This is a genomic window from Gordonia sputi NBRC 100414, from assembly GCF_000248055.1.
Lineage (GTDB): Bacteria > Actinomycetota > Actinomycetes > Mycobacteriales > Mycobacteriaceae > Gordonia > Gordonia sputi.
In genome coordinates, this window is record NZ_BAFC01000042.1 from 1 (window position 1) to 15,311 (window position 15,311).

Consider the following 15,311-nt stretch of genomic DNA (forward strand, 5'->3'; position numbering starts at 1 on the left):
CTCGATCAGCGGGGTGGGGCTCGATCGGCGGGGTGGGGCTCGATCGGCGGGGTGGGGCTTGATCAGCGCGAGGGCGCGGCGGTGTCTGGCCGTGCGGAAAGTAGGGGAAAGGTCGCTGACGCGAATTTTGCCCCGCATCCGTCTACTTGCGTCCGTGGTTGCTGCGGCGTGACAGCATCGGGCCATGACCTCGCAGGCCCGGCCGACCCGACGCACCCCGCGCGCCGAGTGGCGCAGAATCCTTACCAGGCGTCGAGGAGATCCGCTTCCGCCTCGACGTGCGGCGTCGAGACTGTCGGCGTACGTCTACGGGAACATCATGGTGCTCGCGGCGCTGGTGACGGCGTCGGCTCACGCGGTCGAGAACGGCGAAGCGGTCTGGCTGGTGCTCGGGACCGGTCTGACGACCTACATCGCCCACGTCTTCGCCGACCTGGTCGCGGGCAGCAGCATCCCGGAGGCACACGGTCACGACACACAGGCCGACGAGTCGCAGTCTGATCACCTTGACGCCCCCGACGCCCCGGAACCAGACGCCGCTGAACCCGACGCCCTGGAACCCCGCGACCCCGAACCCAACGCCCACACCCCCAAGCCCGAGCGACCAGGCGACGCCGCGCGGAGGCACGTGCGACACGAGCTGCGCGATGCGACGCCCATCATCTCCTCGGCGATACTTCCCGCAATCGCGCTGGCGCTCGGTTGGGCCGACGTGTTGCCGACGGCGTGGGCGCACGGGATCGCGGGAGCGGTCGTGGTGCTGCGTATCGCGAGCGTGCCGATCGTCGTCGAGCGTGTGCGCGGAAACGAGGTCAGCGTGACGGTGATCGTCGCGGGCATCGTCACGGCTGCACTTGCCGCGATGGTGGTGTTGCTGAAGGTGCTTCTCGCGCACTGATCGTCGGTGCAACCGCACGTATCGGGGTCCTACCAGCGACGATGCGGGGAACAAGACGTCGTCGACTGTCGTTGGGAACCCGTATACGCCACCGCCTGTTCAGCTGCTCGAGAGCTGCAGGTAGGGCTGTGGATCCGTTTTTTGACCTGTGGAAATCAGGTCGGTAGAGTGGATCGTCGGTGCCCGGCTGCCCGGGCAACGTCCGCATGCCCTCGCCGGGTTACCGGTGGCGATCGGATCGAGATCATTCTCTCTCAGAGAAGGCCTCGGCACGCGCCAGGCGCGCCGGACGACACCAAGCCAGTCCGCTGTCGGGTGCTTGACACGCCCGACCTCGGGGTAGAAATAACTGTACTGACCAGCACAGAAGTGCCGGTGGGGCGAGTTGTGGAAGCAACCAGAATCGGATTTATCCGCTCTGAGCGCTTGCCCGGAGCACAAACCACGACACGACGACAACAGAGGAATGAAACTCACAAGTGCCAACGATTAACCAACTGGTCCGCAAGGGCCGTCACGACAAGACCGCCAAGAAGAAGACGGCGGCCCTCAAGGGAAGCCCGCAGCGTCGCGGCGTGTGCACCCGCGTCTACACCACCACCCCGAAGAAGCCGAACTCCGCGCTCCGTAAGGTCGCCCGCGTGCGCCTGACGAGCTCCGTCGAGGTCACCGCTTACATCCCGGGTGAAGGCCACAACCTCCAGGAGCACTCGATGGTGCTCGTGCGCGGCGGTCGTGTGAAGGACCTCCCCGGTGTTCGCTACCGCATCATCCGCGGCTCGCTCGACACCCAGGGTGTCAAGGACCGCAAGCAGGCTCGCAGCCGCTACGGCGCCAAGAAGGGAAGCTGATAAGCGATGCCACGTAAAGGACCCGCACCCAAGCGCCCCCTCGTCAACGACCCGGTCTACGGCTCGACGCTGGTCACCCAGCTCGTGAACAAGATCCTCCTCGACGGCAAGAAGTCGACTGCCGAGCGCATCGTCTACCAGGCCCTCGAGCAGGCTCGTGAGAAGACCGGCACTGATCCGGTCGTCACCCTCAAGCGCGCGCTCGACAACGTCAAGCCGACCCTCGAGGTCAAGAGCCGCCGCGTCGGCGGTGCCACCTACCAGGTGCCCGTCGAGGTCAAGCCGAACCGCGCCAACACCCTCGCACTGCGTTGGCTGGTGACGTTCAGCCGCCAGCGTCGTGAGAAGACCATGGTCGAGCGCCTGGCCAACGAGCTGCTCGATGCCTCCAACGGCCTCGGCGCTTCGGTCAAGCGTCGCGAGGACACCCACAAGATGGCAGAAGCCAACCGGGCGTTCGCGCACTACCGCTGGTGACGTAACCGCCCACGGGCACTGGCCGCTCGGAGCGGAGCGAAGAGCGGCCAGTCCACCCGAGCTTGCGAGGGTGGGCTGCGCAGCCGCGGCTAGAAACAAGACAGCCTTTAGTCCCAAGATTTCCCGAAGGGAACGGAATGGCACAGGAAGTGCTCAGCGACCTGAAAAAGGTTCGCAACATCGGCATCATGGCCCACATCGATGCCGGCAAGACCACCGCGACCGAGCGAATCCTCTTCTACACCGGTGTGAACTACAAGATCGGTGAAACCCACGACGGTGCTTCGACCACCGACTGGATGGAGCAGGAGAAGGAGCGGGGGATCACCATCACCTCCGCCGCCGTGACGTGCTTCTGGAACGGCAACCAGATCAACATCATCGACACCCCCGGCCACGTCGACTTCACGGTCGAGGTCGAGCGCAGCCTGCGCGTGCTCGACGGTGCCGTTGCCGTCTTCGACGGCAAGGAAGGCGTCGAGCCGCAGTCCGAGCAGGTCTGGCGGCAGGCAGAGAAGTACGACGTCCCGCGTATCTGCTTCGTCAACAAGATGGACAAGCTCGGTGCCGACTTCTTCTTCACCGTGCGCACCATCGAGGAGCGCCTCGGCGCGAAGCCGCTGGTTCTGCAGCTTCCGATCGGCGCCGAGGACAACTTCGACGGCGTCGTCGACCTGATCGAGCAGAAGGCGATTACCTGGCGCGGCACCGTCGAGATCGGTGCGGAGCCGACCATCGAGGAGATCCCTGCTGATCTCGTCGATCAGGCTGCCGAGTACCGCGAGAAGCTGCTCGAGATCGTCGCCGAGAGCGACGAGAAGCTGCTGGAGAAGTACTTCGGTGGTGAGGAGCTCTCGGTCGAGGAGATCAAGGGCGCCATCCGCAAGCTGACGATCGCGCGTGAGTACTACCCGGTCATCTGCGGTTCGGCCTTCAAGAACAAGGGCGTCCAGCCGATGCTCGACGCGATCATCGACTACCTGCCGTCCCCGCTGGACGTGCCGAGCGTCGAGGGTCACGCCGTTGGCAACGAAGAGGAGATCCTCTCTCGTAAGCCCAGCGCAGACGAGCCGTTCTCCGCACTGGCGTTCAAGATCGCCGCGCACCCGTTCTTCGGCAAGCTGACCTTCGTCCGCGTGTACTCCGGCCACATCACGGCGGGCACCCAGGTGCTCAACGCGACCAAGGGCAAGAAGGAGCGCATCGGCAAGCTCTTCCAGATGCATGCCAACAAGGAAATGCCGGTCGAGGACGCCACCGCGGGCCACATCTACGCGATGATCGGTCTGAAGGACACCACCACCGGCGACACCCTGTGCGACCCGAGCGCGCCCATCGTCCTCGAGTCGATGAGCTTCCCGGACCCGGTCATCAACGTCTCGATCGAGCCGAAGACCAAGTCCGACCAGGAAAAGCTCGGTACCGCGATCCAGAAGCTCGCCGAAGAGGACCCGACGTTCTCCGTGCAGCTCGACGACGAGACCGGCCAGACCGTCATCGGCGGTATGGGTGAGCTCCACCTTGACATCCTCGTCGACCGTATGAAGCGCGAGTTCAAGGTCGAGGCCAACGTGGGTAAGCCCCAGGTTGCCTACCGCGAGACGATCCGCAAGGCCGTCGACAAGCACGAGTACACGCACAAGAAGCAGACCGGCGGTTCGGGCCAGTTCGCGAAGGTCATCATCAAGCTCGAGCCCCTTGTGGATGCCGAGGATGGTGCGACCTACGAATTCGTGAACGCCGTCACCGGTGGTCGCGTCCCGCGCGAGTACATTCCGTCGGTCGACGCCGGTGCGCAGGATGCCATGCAGTACGGTGTCCTCGCCGGCTACCCGCTGGTCAACTTGAAGGTCACGCTGCTCGACGGTCAGTACCACGACGTCGACTCGTCGGAAATGGCCTTCAAGATCGCCGGTTCGCAGGCCCTCAAGGAAGCTGCGAAGATGGCGAGCCCGGTAATCCTGGAGCCGATCATGGCCGTCGAGGTCACGACTCCTGAGGATTACATGGGCGACGTGATCGGCGACCTGAACTCCCGCCGTGGCCAGATCCAGGCCATGGAGGAGCGCAGTGGTGCACGTGTCGTCAAGGCACAGGTGCCGCTGTCGGAGATGTTCGGCTACATCGGCGACCTCCGGTCGCGGACCCAGGGTCGAGCTAACTACTCCATGGTGTTCGACTCGTACGCCGAGGTTCCGGCGAACGTGTCGAAGGAGATCATCGCCAAGGCCACCGGCGAGTAATTCGCCGGCCGGTCTCCGGCTTTGACCGCGCGCCAACGGCGCACGCGTCGTGCGGGCACGCAGTGTGTTCCGCGCGGGCACGCAATACGGGTGTTCGTACGACGCGGACAACGTAAGAGAAAACCCCTGCTGGGATCCGCCCAGTAGAGCAACACAGTCCAGGAGGACAAACAAGTGGCGAAGGCGAAGTTCGAGCGGACCAAGCCGCACGTGAACATCGGCACCATCGGTCACGTCGACCACGGCAAGACCACCCTGACCGCGGCTATCACCAAGGTCCTGCACGACAAGTATCCGGAGCTCAACAAGGCATCTGCCTTCGACGAGATCGACAAGGCTCCGGAGGAGAAGGCTCGTGGTATCACGATCAACATCTCCCACGTCGAGTACGAGACCGAGAAGCGCCACTACGCGCACGTTGATGCCCCGGGTCACGCCGACTACATCAAGAACATGATCACCGGTGCTGCTCAGATGGACGGCGCGATCCTCGTGGTCGCCGCCACTGACGGCCCGATGCCGCAGACCCGCGAGCACGTGCTGCTGGCCCGCCAGGTCGGTGTGCCTTACATCCTGGTCGCCCTGAACAAGGCCGACATGGTCGACGACGAAGAGATCATCGAGCTCGTCGAGATGGAGGTCCGCGAACTGCTGGCCGCCCAGGACTTCGACGAGGACGCTCCGGTTGTCAAGGTGTCGGCGCTCAAGGCTCTCGAGGGCGACGCCGAGTGGGTCAAGTCCGTCGAGGACCTGATGGACGCTGTCGACGAGTCGATCCCGGATCCGGTTCGCGAGACCGAAAAGCCGTTCCTGATGCCCGTCGAGGACGTCTTCACGATCACCGGCCGCGGCACCGTGGTCACCGGTCGTGTGGAGCGCGGCGAGGTCAAGGTGAACGAGGAAGTCGAGATCGTCGGCATCCGCGAGAAGTCGACCAAGACCACGGTCACCGGTATCGAGATGTTCCACAAGCTGCTCGATTCGGCTCAGGCAGGCGACAACGCCGGTCTGCTGCTCCGCGGCCTCAAGCGTGAGGACGTCGAGCGTGGCCAGGTCATCGTGAAGCCGGGCACCACGACCCCGCACACCGAGTTCGAGGGCCAGGCGTACATCCTGTCCAAGGACGAGGGCGGCCGTCACACCCCGTTCTTCAACAACTACCGTCCGCAGTTCTACTTCCGTACCACGGACGTGACCGGCGTCGTTACCCTCCCCGAGGGCACCGAGATGGTCATGCCGGGCGACAACACCGAGATGAGCGTCAAGCTCATCCAGCCTGTCGCCATGGACGAGGGCCTGCGCTTCGCCATCCGCGAGGGTGGCCGCACCGTCGGTGCGGGTCGAGTCACCAAGATCATCAAGTGATTTCGTTTCACCGATGATCTGACTCACTGAGTCAACGAAGGCGCCCGGTCACGAAAGTGACCGGGCGCCTTTCATTTTCCTCGGCTCCGCCGGAGGATTCGACGCCGCGCTCGGGGTGGCGACCACAGCCCGGTGTCGATCAGGTGCGCGATGAAACCCTGTGCGTCATACGAAGATCCGGCCGGAGCTCGTCCGCGTGCCCAGGCGACGAACGCGTCGTCGAACCGCGTGCCGAGCTGTGCACGAACCTGCGGGAGCCGCCGTGCTGCTTCGCCACATCGCTTGCGCAGCAGGGCATTTTCCGTTGCCTTCAGTCGGTCGACGTCGAATCCCGGGGGAGGTGGCCCGCCCGAGACGAGCGCACTTACGAGAGCGCTCTGGCGTTCGGCCAGCGTCGGCCTTCTGTTGGACCGCGATTCGATCGGGTGACATTCGACGGCGTCGTGCGTGTTCATGATGCGCACTCCCACGGGTGATTCCACATCGGCCGGTCTACGCCCGCGGCGTCGGCGATGGCATGCAGTTCGTCGACGAGTTCGGTTGCCGGCGGATAGTGCCCGTCACGCTCGAGCAGGAACGCGCCGGCCCGACCTGTTGCCGCGAGTTGCGTGACCAACGCGAGCACGTCGTCGGGCACCGGGGCGGTGTGGGTGTCGTGGTAGAGCTCGCCGTCGGATTCGCCGCCCGCCACATGGCAATATGCGATCCGCTCGAGCGGGAGTCGGGCGAGGTCTGAGGAGGGGTCGGAACCCCGATTGGCAGCGCACGCATAGACATTCGCGACGTCGACGAGGAGATACACGCCGGTGCGCTCGGCGAGTTCGGCAAGGAACTCGCCGTCGGTGTACTCGTCGTCGGGCCACTCGACCAGTGATGCAATGTTCTCCACCGCCAACGGCACGGGCAGGCGGTCCTGTGTGCGGCGGATGTTGTCGGTCAGTGCATCGAGGGCCTCGCGGCTACGTGGGACGGGGAGAAGATGTCCCGCCTCCACGCCGCCCGCCCGAACGAATGCGATGTGTTCGCTGACCAATGGTGCGTGGAGCGTTTCCGCGCAGCGAGTGAGTGCTGAGATCCGTTGCGAGGTAACGGGTTCTGCGCCTCCGAGTGAAAGTCCCACTCCATGCGGGATGATCGGGACGTCCAGTGCCATGAGGTCGGGAAGCCAGGAGTGGGGGTCGTCGAGTGCGGGTACCGACTCCGCGATCACCTCACAGAAGCCGAGACCCGAGAGTTGCGCGACGACCCCGGAGATCTCCGGACGCCACCCGATGCCGATCCCGGCGGGCAAGTTGAGTGTCATGGGACTGCTCCTTGTCGTGTCGTGATGGCAGTAGGTAGGTGAGACTCGCTCACCCGCCGCAGCCTCCGCCGCCGCCCCCGCAGCTACTCGACGAACCGCAGCTACTCGACGAACCGCAGCTACTCGACGAACCGAAGCCGCCTCCGAAGTCGCCACCTGCACTCCACGAGCCGCCGAAGTGCCCGGTCGATGCTTTCGCGTTGGCTGCGAAGGGGGGATCGACGAGCTCGACGATGCGGATGCCGAAGAGCGCCACGCCGATCGCTGCGGCCGTCGGACCATATGTGCGTACGGCAGGCCGTAGTTCAGGTCGGAGATGTCGGTTCCTCGATCGTGCGGCGGCCAATGCCGTGTTGCCGCGGATCGTGCGTCGTTCTTGGATGCATGCCACCAGCGGCAGGAACATCAGGTCGGCGAAGAGGAAGGCGAGCAGCAGGCCGGTCGGCTTTCCGTTGCTCAGCCCCGCGATGACCCGGATCACGCCGACGACCATGACGAGCACCAACGCGAGTCGGGCGCCTCGGGCGGAGGGCGTCGTGAGGTAGCCGCGTGCGCGTAGTTCGTTGCGTAGGTCGGTGCGGGCCCACCGGGTTGTTCTGGCCACATTGTTGGGCTTTCCCGACTGGTTGCGGAGTGCCTCGAGGATCGTGCGAGACAGTTGATCGAGTCGGGACTTCGTGCGCGACGGCGTGGGGGTCGGCCGGCCGTCGGAATCAACGTATCCCTGCGTGAGTAGTTGTGTGAGCGCCGCGAGGTGTGCGTTGCGATCGGAGACCAGCATGCCGATCTCCGTGGGTGTCAGTCGTTCGATCGGATCGTCGAGGCGGATGCGTCGTGCGCGGTAGATGTCGCAGATCGCCCAGAGCCAGCATGCAACGGATGTTGTGGCGAAGATGACGAGGAAGACCGGCCCGGAGATTCCCCAGGTGTTCTGACTGTGCATGTGTACCACCACCTTTCGTGAAGGGGTCGACCACAGGTCGCCGGCGGATCAGCAACGCGCCATCGCGTAGATCCTCGGTGCCGGCAGGTCGGCTGGAACGTCGATGTGTGGGTGCCCGACGGACCCCGAGATGGGGTTGGGCGCAGGGGAGTGCGGCGTACCCGGAGGGGGCTATCAGCCTTGTCGGGAGTTGTTGCCGCGCAAGATGACCCGTGGACCAGGAAAGGTCAGAGCTGGGTCACGTCGAGGTGATCGTGTACGTCATCTGTTGTCTCGGTGTCGTTGTTCATGACCACCTCCTTCTTTTTGGTATCGAAGAGCTGTGTGGCGTGGAACGTGCACCGCGCCAGGTCATCTCAGTATCGGGGCGGCGTCGCAAATAGCCACTCCCCGCCGCACTTCGTCACCGATTCGTGACTGACGACCAATGATTCGACGAATCGCTGTCGAGCGCGTGAACGACTTACACGCCCCACCCGTAGACGTAGTCGGCGAGCCCGGTTCCGTGGGCCGGTGACTGTCCCGGCAGATTCGGTGTGCTGTTGAGGACGTAGTACGTGTTGGGCGTGCCGGCGTCGATGACGGCGATCGACTGCGTGTACATCGCCTCGCCCTTGGGGAGTTGCTTGTGGAGAACTCGGAACAGGTTCGGCAGCGAGCCGGTGTACTTCACGACACGGAACTGCGCGCTCGTCTTCGTTTTGTGCGGATCATTCACCGGGAGGTTGACGTTGGTCGTGGTCCACTTATCAAGGTTCCGCTGCGGATTCTTGATCGCCTTGAGCGCCGACACGGTCGCGGGATTGGCCACCGCGAGGTGGATGTGAAGCTGATCCTTCCCTCGTGCCTCGGCTGAATTCACGCCAATGGCAAGGGGTTTCGCGGGAACCTTGGTGACCCACTTCTGGGCCTCCGCCCATGCGGAGTACCAGAGGTTCAACTGCGAGCCGTCCCACAGGTAGGAGCATTCGATGCCCTTGATGCGATTGGTCGGCACCAGCAGGTAATCGTCGCCGTGCCCGGGATGATCGCCGCCGAGGCGTATCGCGTAACGCTTGGGGTGCTTCTTGTCGGGTTGGTACTTCGCCGCGGGCGTCACGACGTCGAGGTTGCCGGGCTTGAACGGCTTGACGCCCGTCTCACCCTTCACGTCGTCCCAGAGTGTGAATCGGGGGTCCGTCTTTCCGGAGTCCGAGTCGAGTCCGCACCCTGCCGGTGGCGGCGCGACCTTGGGTGCGGCTGTGGCGATGCCGCCTCCGAATGCTGTGCTCATGGCGATCGCCGCACCGATGGCGAGTGCGGCCAGTCGTCGACCCCCGCACGCTCGTGGTGTTGTCCGAAACGACGTCGTACGCAGTAGGGGCTTCATCTCTGGCCTCTCGCCGATTCAGGTGGTCTTCGACGTCGATGCTGGTGGCCATCGGCGTCGAGCGCGGCGGCTCGTGCGGGATCATCGTTCCACGTGCGGGCACGGTCACTACGTGAAAGCGGGCAATTCGTGTCCTGCGTTCGGCAGACGTAGACGGCGTGGCGCCCCTCTCGACTCGACCGCGACGGCGGCGTCCGAGCTAAGCAAACGAGTAACTCTAATTAACATGAGTCACATCTGCCACTTTGGTAACTGCCCGGTCTCAATGTCGGAGACCTGTGGTCACGACGTCCGATTGGCCTGGCATGGGTGCGGGCGGCCGCAATACGGTTCACCGGTGCGTAAGAGATCGTGGTGGTCCGTCGTGTCCGTGCGGCGTGTGGTCGTTGTGGTGGTTCTGGTCGCGACGGCGTTGAGCGTCGGGTTGGTCAATGCGGGGTCGGCAAATGCTGCCTACTTCGGCCGCTTCTATGTCGGTGGCTGCGGGATGCCGGCCACCCCTGTCGACATGTGGACGCGCGCGGGCAATTACAAGACGGTCATCGCGCTCGACGGCCTGCGTGCCACCAGCGATATGAGTGGTTGGCGCCACGAGACGCATATCCAGCGGATGGCGGATTCCGGAGTGAACGTCATCCAGCCGGTCGGCGGCCTCGCGAGCTTCTACTCCGACTGGGAGACCAAGAGCCCGGCGAGCAAGATCGCCTACCGGTACCGCTGGACGTGCCGCCTCGACGGGATCATCCGTGCGCTCGACGCACGCGGTCTCGCGGTGGGACCGAAACAGAAGTACGCCATGATGGGCATCTCGATGGGCGGCAACGCCGCGATGATCTACGGCGCCTACCACCGCAACCGCATCTCCGACATCTTCTCGATGTCGGGCTACCTCAACCTCTCCGCGCCGACCATGCGCGAGGCGATTCGCGTCGCCCTCATCGACGCCGGGGTCGAAGCGGGCGTCGGACCGCTGAGCGCGGACGCGATGTGGGGCCCGCCGTGGAATCCGCGCTGGGAGCGCAACGACCCGCTCGTGCAGCTGCCCAGAATGCGAGGGATGAAGATCCGCATCGCCTCGGGTTCGGCAACGTGGGGGCGCTACAACACCGACGCGGTCTCGTCGATCAAGGGAACGCCTCTCGAGGTCGCGGCGCTGGCGCAGACCCGCGCCTTCGAGGTCGCCGCAGCCCTCCAGAAGATCCCCGTCACCACCGACTTCCCGAGTACCGGCACCCACACGTGGGCGTACTGGGAGGACATGGTCTGGCGGGCCAAGAACAGCAGGTGGTTCCACGACAGGTGACCGATGTTTCCGCGCGTTTTCAGGGGATGCGACGCGCGGAACGGTCTGACTGACGTGGACGTCCTCTGCGACGCCGATGTCACGCCCGTGACCGAGGATGGGGAGCGGTTGCCCGTCACACCAACGCGGCCGCGGGCGTGACATCGACGATGTGCGATGTGGACGATATTCAACTTCGACGATCCGCGACATGGACAATTCGCGACACGGACGATTGGCAACCTCGACGATCCGCGTTACCGACGATTGGCAATACCTATGCCCGCGTCACCAATCGGCGAGGTCGACGTAGCCGTCCTGGATGGCTCGGACGAACAGCGCGGCCTTCGACGGCGCGGGCCTGCCGACCGCGCTGTACTTCGCCCGGATTCGGGAGATATGGGTGCTGACGGTCGTCGCACCCAGGAACAGCTGTCGAGCGGCTTCCTCTTTGGACTCCGAGTGCAGCCACGCCACGAGGACCTCGACCTCGCGCGCGGACAGCCGCGCGCGCAACGGCCCCTGGGTGGCGGCATCGATTCGATGGAGGGGAATCGGTCGATTCTGGACTAGCGGTGTCTGGTGCATGGACTCCCTGCGTTCACGCCGAGTGCGGTTGGGGGCCGTGAGGTCGACGGTTGTGATAGTGATCGAACCTGTCGTCCCATCGGTTGAATTATCTTCACCGCAGTGCTTCCGACGCGTCGAATGTGGCGCGTCCGTACAGCAAGTCGATACGACTGTCGATACGCTGACCTGCACAAAAGAGCAGGAGGCTTGATGACGCCGGAGTCGGTGACGACGCGCGAAGAACTCGGTCGCGCACTCACGGAATTGCGTGTCGGTGCAGGGCTGAGTGTGCGGGATGTCGCGGCCGATGCGGACGCATTGCTCGGGACCGTCGCCGGTTGGTTCGCGGGGCAGCACGCACCGACCCGCGCGAGCCGTCAGATGTTCGAGAGGGTTCTCGGAGTCTGCGGTGTCACCGATCCCGAGGATGTTGCCGCCTGGTGGGAGGCCGTCGAACGCAGTGCGCGGAGGACCGGCCGTCGTCGGACTCGGCCCGACTCCCCGTATCGCGGATTCGCGACGTTCGACGCTGCCGACGATCAATACTTCTTCGGACGCGACGAGCTGGTGGCCAGACTCGTCGACCTCATCGTCGCGACACGCAGCGCCGACCGGGAGACCAGCGGTATGGCGCGCGGCGTGATGGTCGTCGGAATGTCGGGTGTCGGAAAGTCGTCGCTCGTCCGTGCGGGCCTCCTTGCGCAGGTCGTCCACGAGGGGCCGCTCGCCGGTTGGCGGTGCGCGGTGATGACGCCGGGCGACGACGCCTTGGCGGCCCTCGACGCGGCGATGGACGAGTTGGCCGCGCACGAAAACACCGATCGGCCCGCGCTGCTCGTGATCGATCAGCTCGAGGAGATGTGGACGCAGAACTCCGACGACGTGCGCAAGCAGGCGATCACGCGGATTCTCGACGCCGCGCAGGCGCCCGGCTCCGACATCGTCCCCGTCGGGGTGTTGCGCGCCGACTTCTACGGACGCGTCGTGCCGTGGGTGCCCAAGACGCTGGAGAACGCCCAGTTGGTGGTTCCGCCGATGCAGCGTGAGCAGTTGCGTGAAGTCATCGTCGGGCCGGCGCGCGTCGCCGACGTCGAGGTCGAGCCCGACCTCGTCGACATGCTCCTCGACGACGCCGTGCCCGCGGCGGGCTCGACGGCAGCCGGTGATCTGCCCCTGCTCTCCTACGCGCTGCTCGCGACCTGGGAACAATCCGACGGTCGGCGGATGACCGTGCGCGACTACCTCGCGACCGGGCGCATCGGCGGTGCGGTCGAGCAGGCAGCGGAGAAGGTGTACGGAGAGCTGTCCGCGGACGAGCAACAGATCGCGCGACGCATGCTGCTCGCGATGGTCAACGTCGACGAGGACGGGGTCACCCGACGTCGGGTTCCGCTCGACGAACTGACCGCCGACGGGGACTCCCGCGCCGCGCACGTGCTGGAGAACTACGCGGCGTCCCGCCTCGTGACGGTGTCGTCGTCGCATGCGCAGGTCACCCACGAGGCATTGCTGACCGCGTGGCCGCGGTTGCGCGGATGGATCGACGACGACCGTGAACAACTCCTGTTGCGTCGGAGATTGCGCGCGTACTCCGAACCGTGGGACGCCGACGGCAGGCCGGACGACATGCTGATCGGTGGGCCGCGATTGGAGGTCTTCGACCAACTGGCGCAGGAGTCGGACGACGACCCGATCGACCCGGTCAGCAGCGAGTTCCTGGCTGCCGCGACCGCTCGACGATCGGCAGAGGCAGACCGCGAGAAGCGTCGATCCGCTCAGTTGCGGCGCGTGGCACTGTTCGCCGCGGTGTTCGGGGTCGTCGCGGTGATCGGTGCTGTCGCCGCCGTCGCCGCGGGTGTGAACGCCGTCCATCAGCGAGAGGCCGCCGAGACTGCGAGAAACGAGGCACTGAGCCGGCAGTTGTCGGTGCAGTCGGCAGAACTCGGTGAGCGTGATCCGTTCATGGCGGCGCAGCTGGCGATGATCGCCTACGAGGCATCACCGACGCTCGAGGCACGTTCGCGTCTGATTGACGCAACGGGCCGCGGCGTGCCGACCCGATATCTCGGCGACCCCGGCTCGGTGCTCATGTCGCGCGTCGGCTCACTGATCGCGGCGGCGGGCGCGGGCGGTCAGGTCCGTCTCTTCAAGGTCGACGATGACGGGGTGCAGTCGAGGGTCGCCGAGTTCCGTGCGCCCGGCGGTGGCGGGCGGTTGGCGGGTGTCGCACTGATGCCCGACGCCCGCACGCTGCTACTCGGCGGACGCGGAACGATCACCGCCTGGGACATCGCCGATCCCGCACATCCGTTGCGGCGCTACGACTTTCCCGATGTCAGTGGCGACATCAACAGACTCACCGTCAGCCCGGACGGCCGGTTTGTCGTGGCGTCTGTTCCGGACAGGGGTGTCGAGGCATGGGTAGCACAGGGGCAGACCTGGCGGTCGGTTCCGTTGCCCGCGAAGGTCGCGGGCGTCGCGGGGGCGGCAGCGTTCAGCTCGGACGGAAAGTCGCTGGCGACCAGCAGCGCGAACCGCCGGGTGGATCTCTGGCGGATCGACGGTGACGCGCTCGTCCCGTCGGGCGAGATACCACTCGACGAATGGCGCGACAACGAACTCGCGCAGGGACTCGTCTACACGCGCGACGGGACGCGACTGCTCGCCGGGCTGCGGAGTCGGGTGATCCAGGAGTTCGACGTCGCGAATCCCGCAGCACCACGCTCGGTGGCGCGTTTCGGTGGTTTCAACAGCTACGTCAATGCGGTGGCGTTGAACGGCGACGACACGAAAGTCGTCGGCGCGGGTGCCGACAACACGATTCGGGTGTTCGACCGCTCGAATCCGGCTGCGGCACCTCGGGTTCTGACCGGGTCGTCGAACTCGGTGTCGGTGGTCTTTGCGGGCGATGACATCGTCTCGTCGAGCGAGGACGGGCGGGTCCAGGACTGGCCTCCGGTTCTCGGCATGACGTCGGTCGGTACCAACAGCGTCTACCAGATACCGGCGAACCGCGACGCGACGACGATCGTCGCCGCGGACACGGGCACCGACGGTCGGATCACGCAGTGGCGCGTCGAGCCGTCAGCGATCGTGCGCGGCGGACCAGACCTGATACCTGCTGCGGGACTTGTGTACTCGGGTGCCGTGGTGATGTCTCCGTCGGGTCGCGTGGTCACCACCGGAACAGTCACCGGGACAGTGCAATTTGCCGACTACTCGAATCCGCAACAGCCACGCGTCGTGGGCAGCGTCGCGGCGCAACCGACACTCAACGAGACTGTCGACTACAGCGAGAAGTCCGGTCTGGCGGTCACCGGCGCCACCGACGGCAACAACCTGACGGTCATCGACGCCACGACGCTGTCGGCCCCTCGTGTCGTCTCCACGTTCGACGCCGGCGGCGGGATCGCGTGGGCGTCTCTGAGTCCCGACGGGCGCACGGCCGCCGTCGCAACGGTGACGGGTCCGGTGCGACTGATCGATCTCTCCAATCCCGCTGCGCCGCAGGCATATCCCGATCCGATCACGTTCAAGGCCTCGGCGCTGTCGGTGCGCTTCGGCGCCAGTGGCACATCGATCGTGTCGACGTCGGAGGAACGCAATGTCGAGGTGGCCGACATCTCCGACAAGCGGCATCCGCGCAGGACGGCCGAACTGTCCGGACCTGCCGGGCAGCTCTACAGCGCTGGATTCTCCGCGGACGGCAAGAGGGTGATCGCGGGTGGGAGCAACTCAGAGGTGTGGGTGTGGAACCTCGCTGATGCTCAGGCAGAGGTGGTGCTGCGGTCGTATCCGGGCCGCGTGTACGACGTCCGCTTCCTCCCCGGCGACCGCATCGTCGCGGCAGGGCAGGGAGGCTTCATGGAGACCTGGACACTGAGCCCGGGACAGATCATCGACGAACAGTGCGCTCACGGCGCCGACCCGATCACGCCGGAGGAGTGGCGCACGTATATCCGCGGTCTCGACTACACCTCGCCGTGTAGGCGGTGACCGGCCCGCCCGCA

At 65.4% G+C, this 15,311-nt stretch carries 12 protein-coding genes; 7 read left to right on the forward strand and 5 right to left on the reverse strand.

Going from position 1 to position 15,311, the window contains the following annotated elements; all coding sequences use genetic code 11:
- Window positions 1-184: 184 nt before the first annotated feature.
- The 5 genes from GOSPT_RS05355 (at window position 185) to tuf (ending at window position 5,834) form a co-directional block, all read left to right on the forward strand.
- Window positions 185-898 carry a hypothetical protein gene (locus GOSPT_RS05355; RefSeq protein WP_039854860.1) on the forward strand — a complete coding sequence of 238 codons (714 nt, stop codon included), beginning with the start codon at window positions 185-187 and terminating at the stop codon, window positions 896-898.
- 479 nt (window positions 899-1,377) lie between these two features.
- A complete protein-coding gene (gene rpsL, locus GOSPT_RS05360; protein WP_005170078.1) occupies window positions 1,378-1,749 on the forward strand; it encodes a 30S ribosomal protein S12 in 372 nt (123 codons plus the stop codon).
- A 6-nt stretch (window positions 1,750-1,755) separates the two neighbouring features.
- Window positions 1,756-2,226, forward strand: coding sequence for a 30S ribosomal protein S7 (rpsG, locus tag GOSPT_RS05365; RefSeq protein ID WP_005170081.1), 471 nt, complete (start codon window positions 1,756-1,758; stop codon window positions 2,224-2,226).
- Window positions 2,227-2,363: 137 nt separating this feature from the next.
- Window positions 2,364-4,469 (forward strand): elongation factor G, encoded by a 2,106-nt coding sequence (fusA, locus tag GOSPT_RS05370; protein ID WP_005203837.1) that lies wholly within the window; start codon window positions 2,364-2,366, stop codon window positions 4,467-4,469.
- A 174-nt stretch (window positions 4,470-4,643) separates the two neighbouring features.
- Window positions 4,644-5,834, forward strand: a complete 1,191-nt coding sequence (gene tuf, locus GOSPT_RS05375; protein ID WP_005203838.1) for an elongation factor Tu — start codon at window positions 4,644-4,646, stop codon at window positions 5,832-5,834.
- A gap of 71 nt (window positions 5,835-5,905) precedes the next feature.
- Here the strand turns inward: tuf and GOSPT_RS05380 are convergent, their stop codons facing one another.
- The 4 genes from GOSPT_RS05380 to GOSPT_RS05395 form a co-directional block, all read right to left on the reverse strand.
- The gene (locus GOSPT_RS05380; RefSeq protein WP_051993748.1) at window positions 5,906-6,289 is read right to left on the reverse strand and encodes an SCO6045 C-terminal-like domain-containing protein; all 384 of its coding nucleotides are present in this window, start codon (window positions 6,287-6,289) and stop codon (window positions 5,906-5,908) included.
- Entirely contained in the window at window positions 6,286-7,137 is an 852-nt protein-coding gene (locus GOSPT_RS05385; RefSeq protein WP_005203839.1) for an MbnB/TglH/ChrH family RiPP precursor modification enzyme, read from the reverse strand. Before GOSPT_RS05385 ends, GOSPT_RS05380 begins: the two co-directional genes overlap by 4 nt.
- A 49-nt stretch (window positions 7,138-7,186) precedes the next feature.
- On the reverse strand, window positions 7,187-8,080 hold the full coding sequence (locus tag GOSPT_RS05390) for a TIGR04222 domain-containing membrane protein (protein ID WP_005203840.1): 894 nt from the start codon (window positions 8,078-8,080) through the stop codon (window positions 7,187-7,189).
- Between the two features lie 463 nt (window positions 8,081-8,543).
- Window positions 8,544-9,353 (reverse strand): CDP-diacylglycerol diphosphatase, encoded by an 810-nt coding sequence (locus tag GOSPT_RS05395; protein ID WP_005203842.1) that lies wholly within the window; start codon window positions 9,351-9,353, stop codon window positions 8,544-8,546.
- A 460-nt stretch (window positions 9,354-9,813) separates the two neighbouring features.
- Here GOSPT_RS05395 and GOSPT_RS05400 point away from each other — a divergent pair, with 460 nt between their 5' ends.
- Complete coding sequence (locus tag GOSPT_RS05400; protein ID WP_005203845.1) at window positions 9,814-10,752, forward strand: alpha/beta hydrolase; 939 nt, start codon at window positions 9,814-9,816, stop codon at window positions 10,750-10,752.
- 267 nt (window positions 10,753-11,019) lie between these two features.
- Here the strand turns inward: GOSPT_RS05400 and GOSPT_RS05405 are convergent, their stop codons facing one another.
- Window positions 11,020-11,319, reverse strand: a complete 300-nt coding sequence (locus tag GOSPT_RS05405; RefSeq protein ID WP_005203855.1) for a response regulator transcription factor — start codon at window positions 11,317-11,319, stop codon at window positions 11,020-11,022.
- Window positions 11,320-11,511: 192 nt separating this feature from the next.
- Between GOSPT_RS05405 and GOSPT_RS05410 the strand changes: the two genes are divergently transcribed.
- Window positions 11,512-15,297 carry an nSTAND1 domain-containing NTPase gene (locus GOSPT_RS05410; protein ID WP_005203858.1) on the forward strand — a complete coding sequence of 1,262 codons (3,786 nt, stop codon included), beginning with the start codon at window positions 11,512-11,514 and terminating at the stop codon, window positions 15,295-15,297.
- Window positions 15,298-15,311: the final 14 nt, after the last annotated feature.

Coding starts and splice junctions, on each gene's coding strand:
- rpsG (WP_005170081.1), top strand. CDS start 1,756: ATGCCACGTAAAGGACCCGCACCCAAGCGCCCCCTCGTCAACGACCCG.
- GOSPT_RS05410 (WP_005203858.1), top strand. CDS start 11,512: ATGACGCCGGAGTCGGTGACGACGCGCGAAGAACTCGGTCGCGCACTC.
- GOSPT_RS05390 (WP_005203840.1), bottom strand. CDS start 8,080: ATGCACAGTCAGAACACCTGGGGAATCTCCGGGCCGGTCTTCCTCGTC.
- fusA (WP_005203837.1), top strand. CDS start 2,364: ATGGCACAGGAAGTGCTCAGCGACCTGAAAAAGGTTCGCAACATCGGC.
- GOSPT_RS05405 (WP_005203855.1), bottom strand. CDS start 11,319: ATGCACCAGACACCGCTAGTCCAGAATCGACCGATTCCCCTCCATCGA.
- GOSPT_RS05395 (WP_005203842.1), bottom strand. CDS start 9,353: ATGAGCACAGCATTCGGAGGCGGCATCGCCACAGCCGCACCCAAGGTC.
- GOSPT_RS05385 (WP_005203839.1), bottom strand. CDS start 7,137: ATGACACTCAACTTGCCCGCCGGGATCGGCATCGGGTGGCGTCCGGAG.
- GOSPT_RS05355 (WP_039854860.1), top strand. CDS start 185: ATGACCTCGCAGGCCCGGCCGACCCGACGCACCCCGCGCGCCGAGTGG.
- GOSPT_RS05380 (WP_051993748.1), bottom strand. CDS start 6,289: ATGAACACGCACGACGCCGTCGAATGTCACCCGATCGAATCGCGGTCC.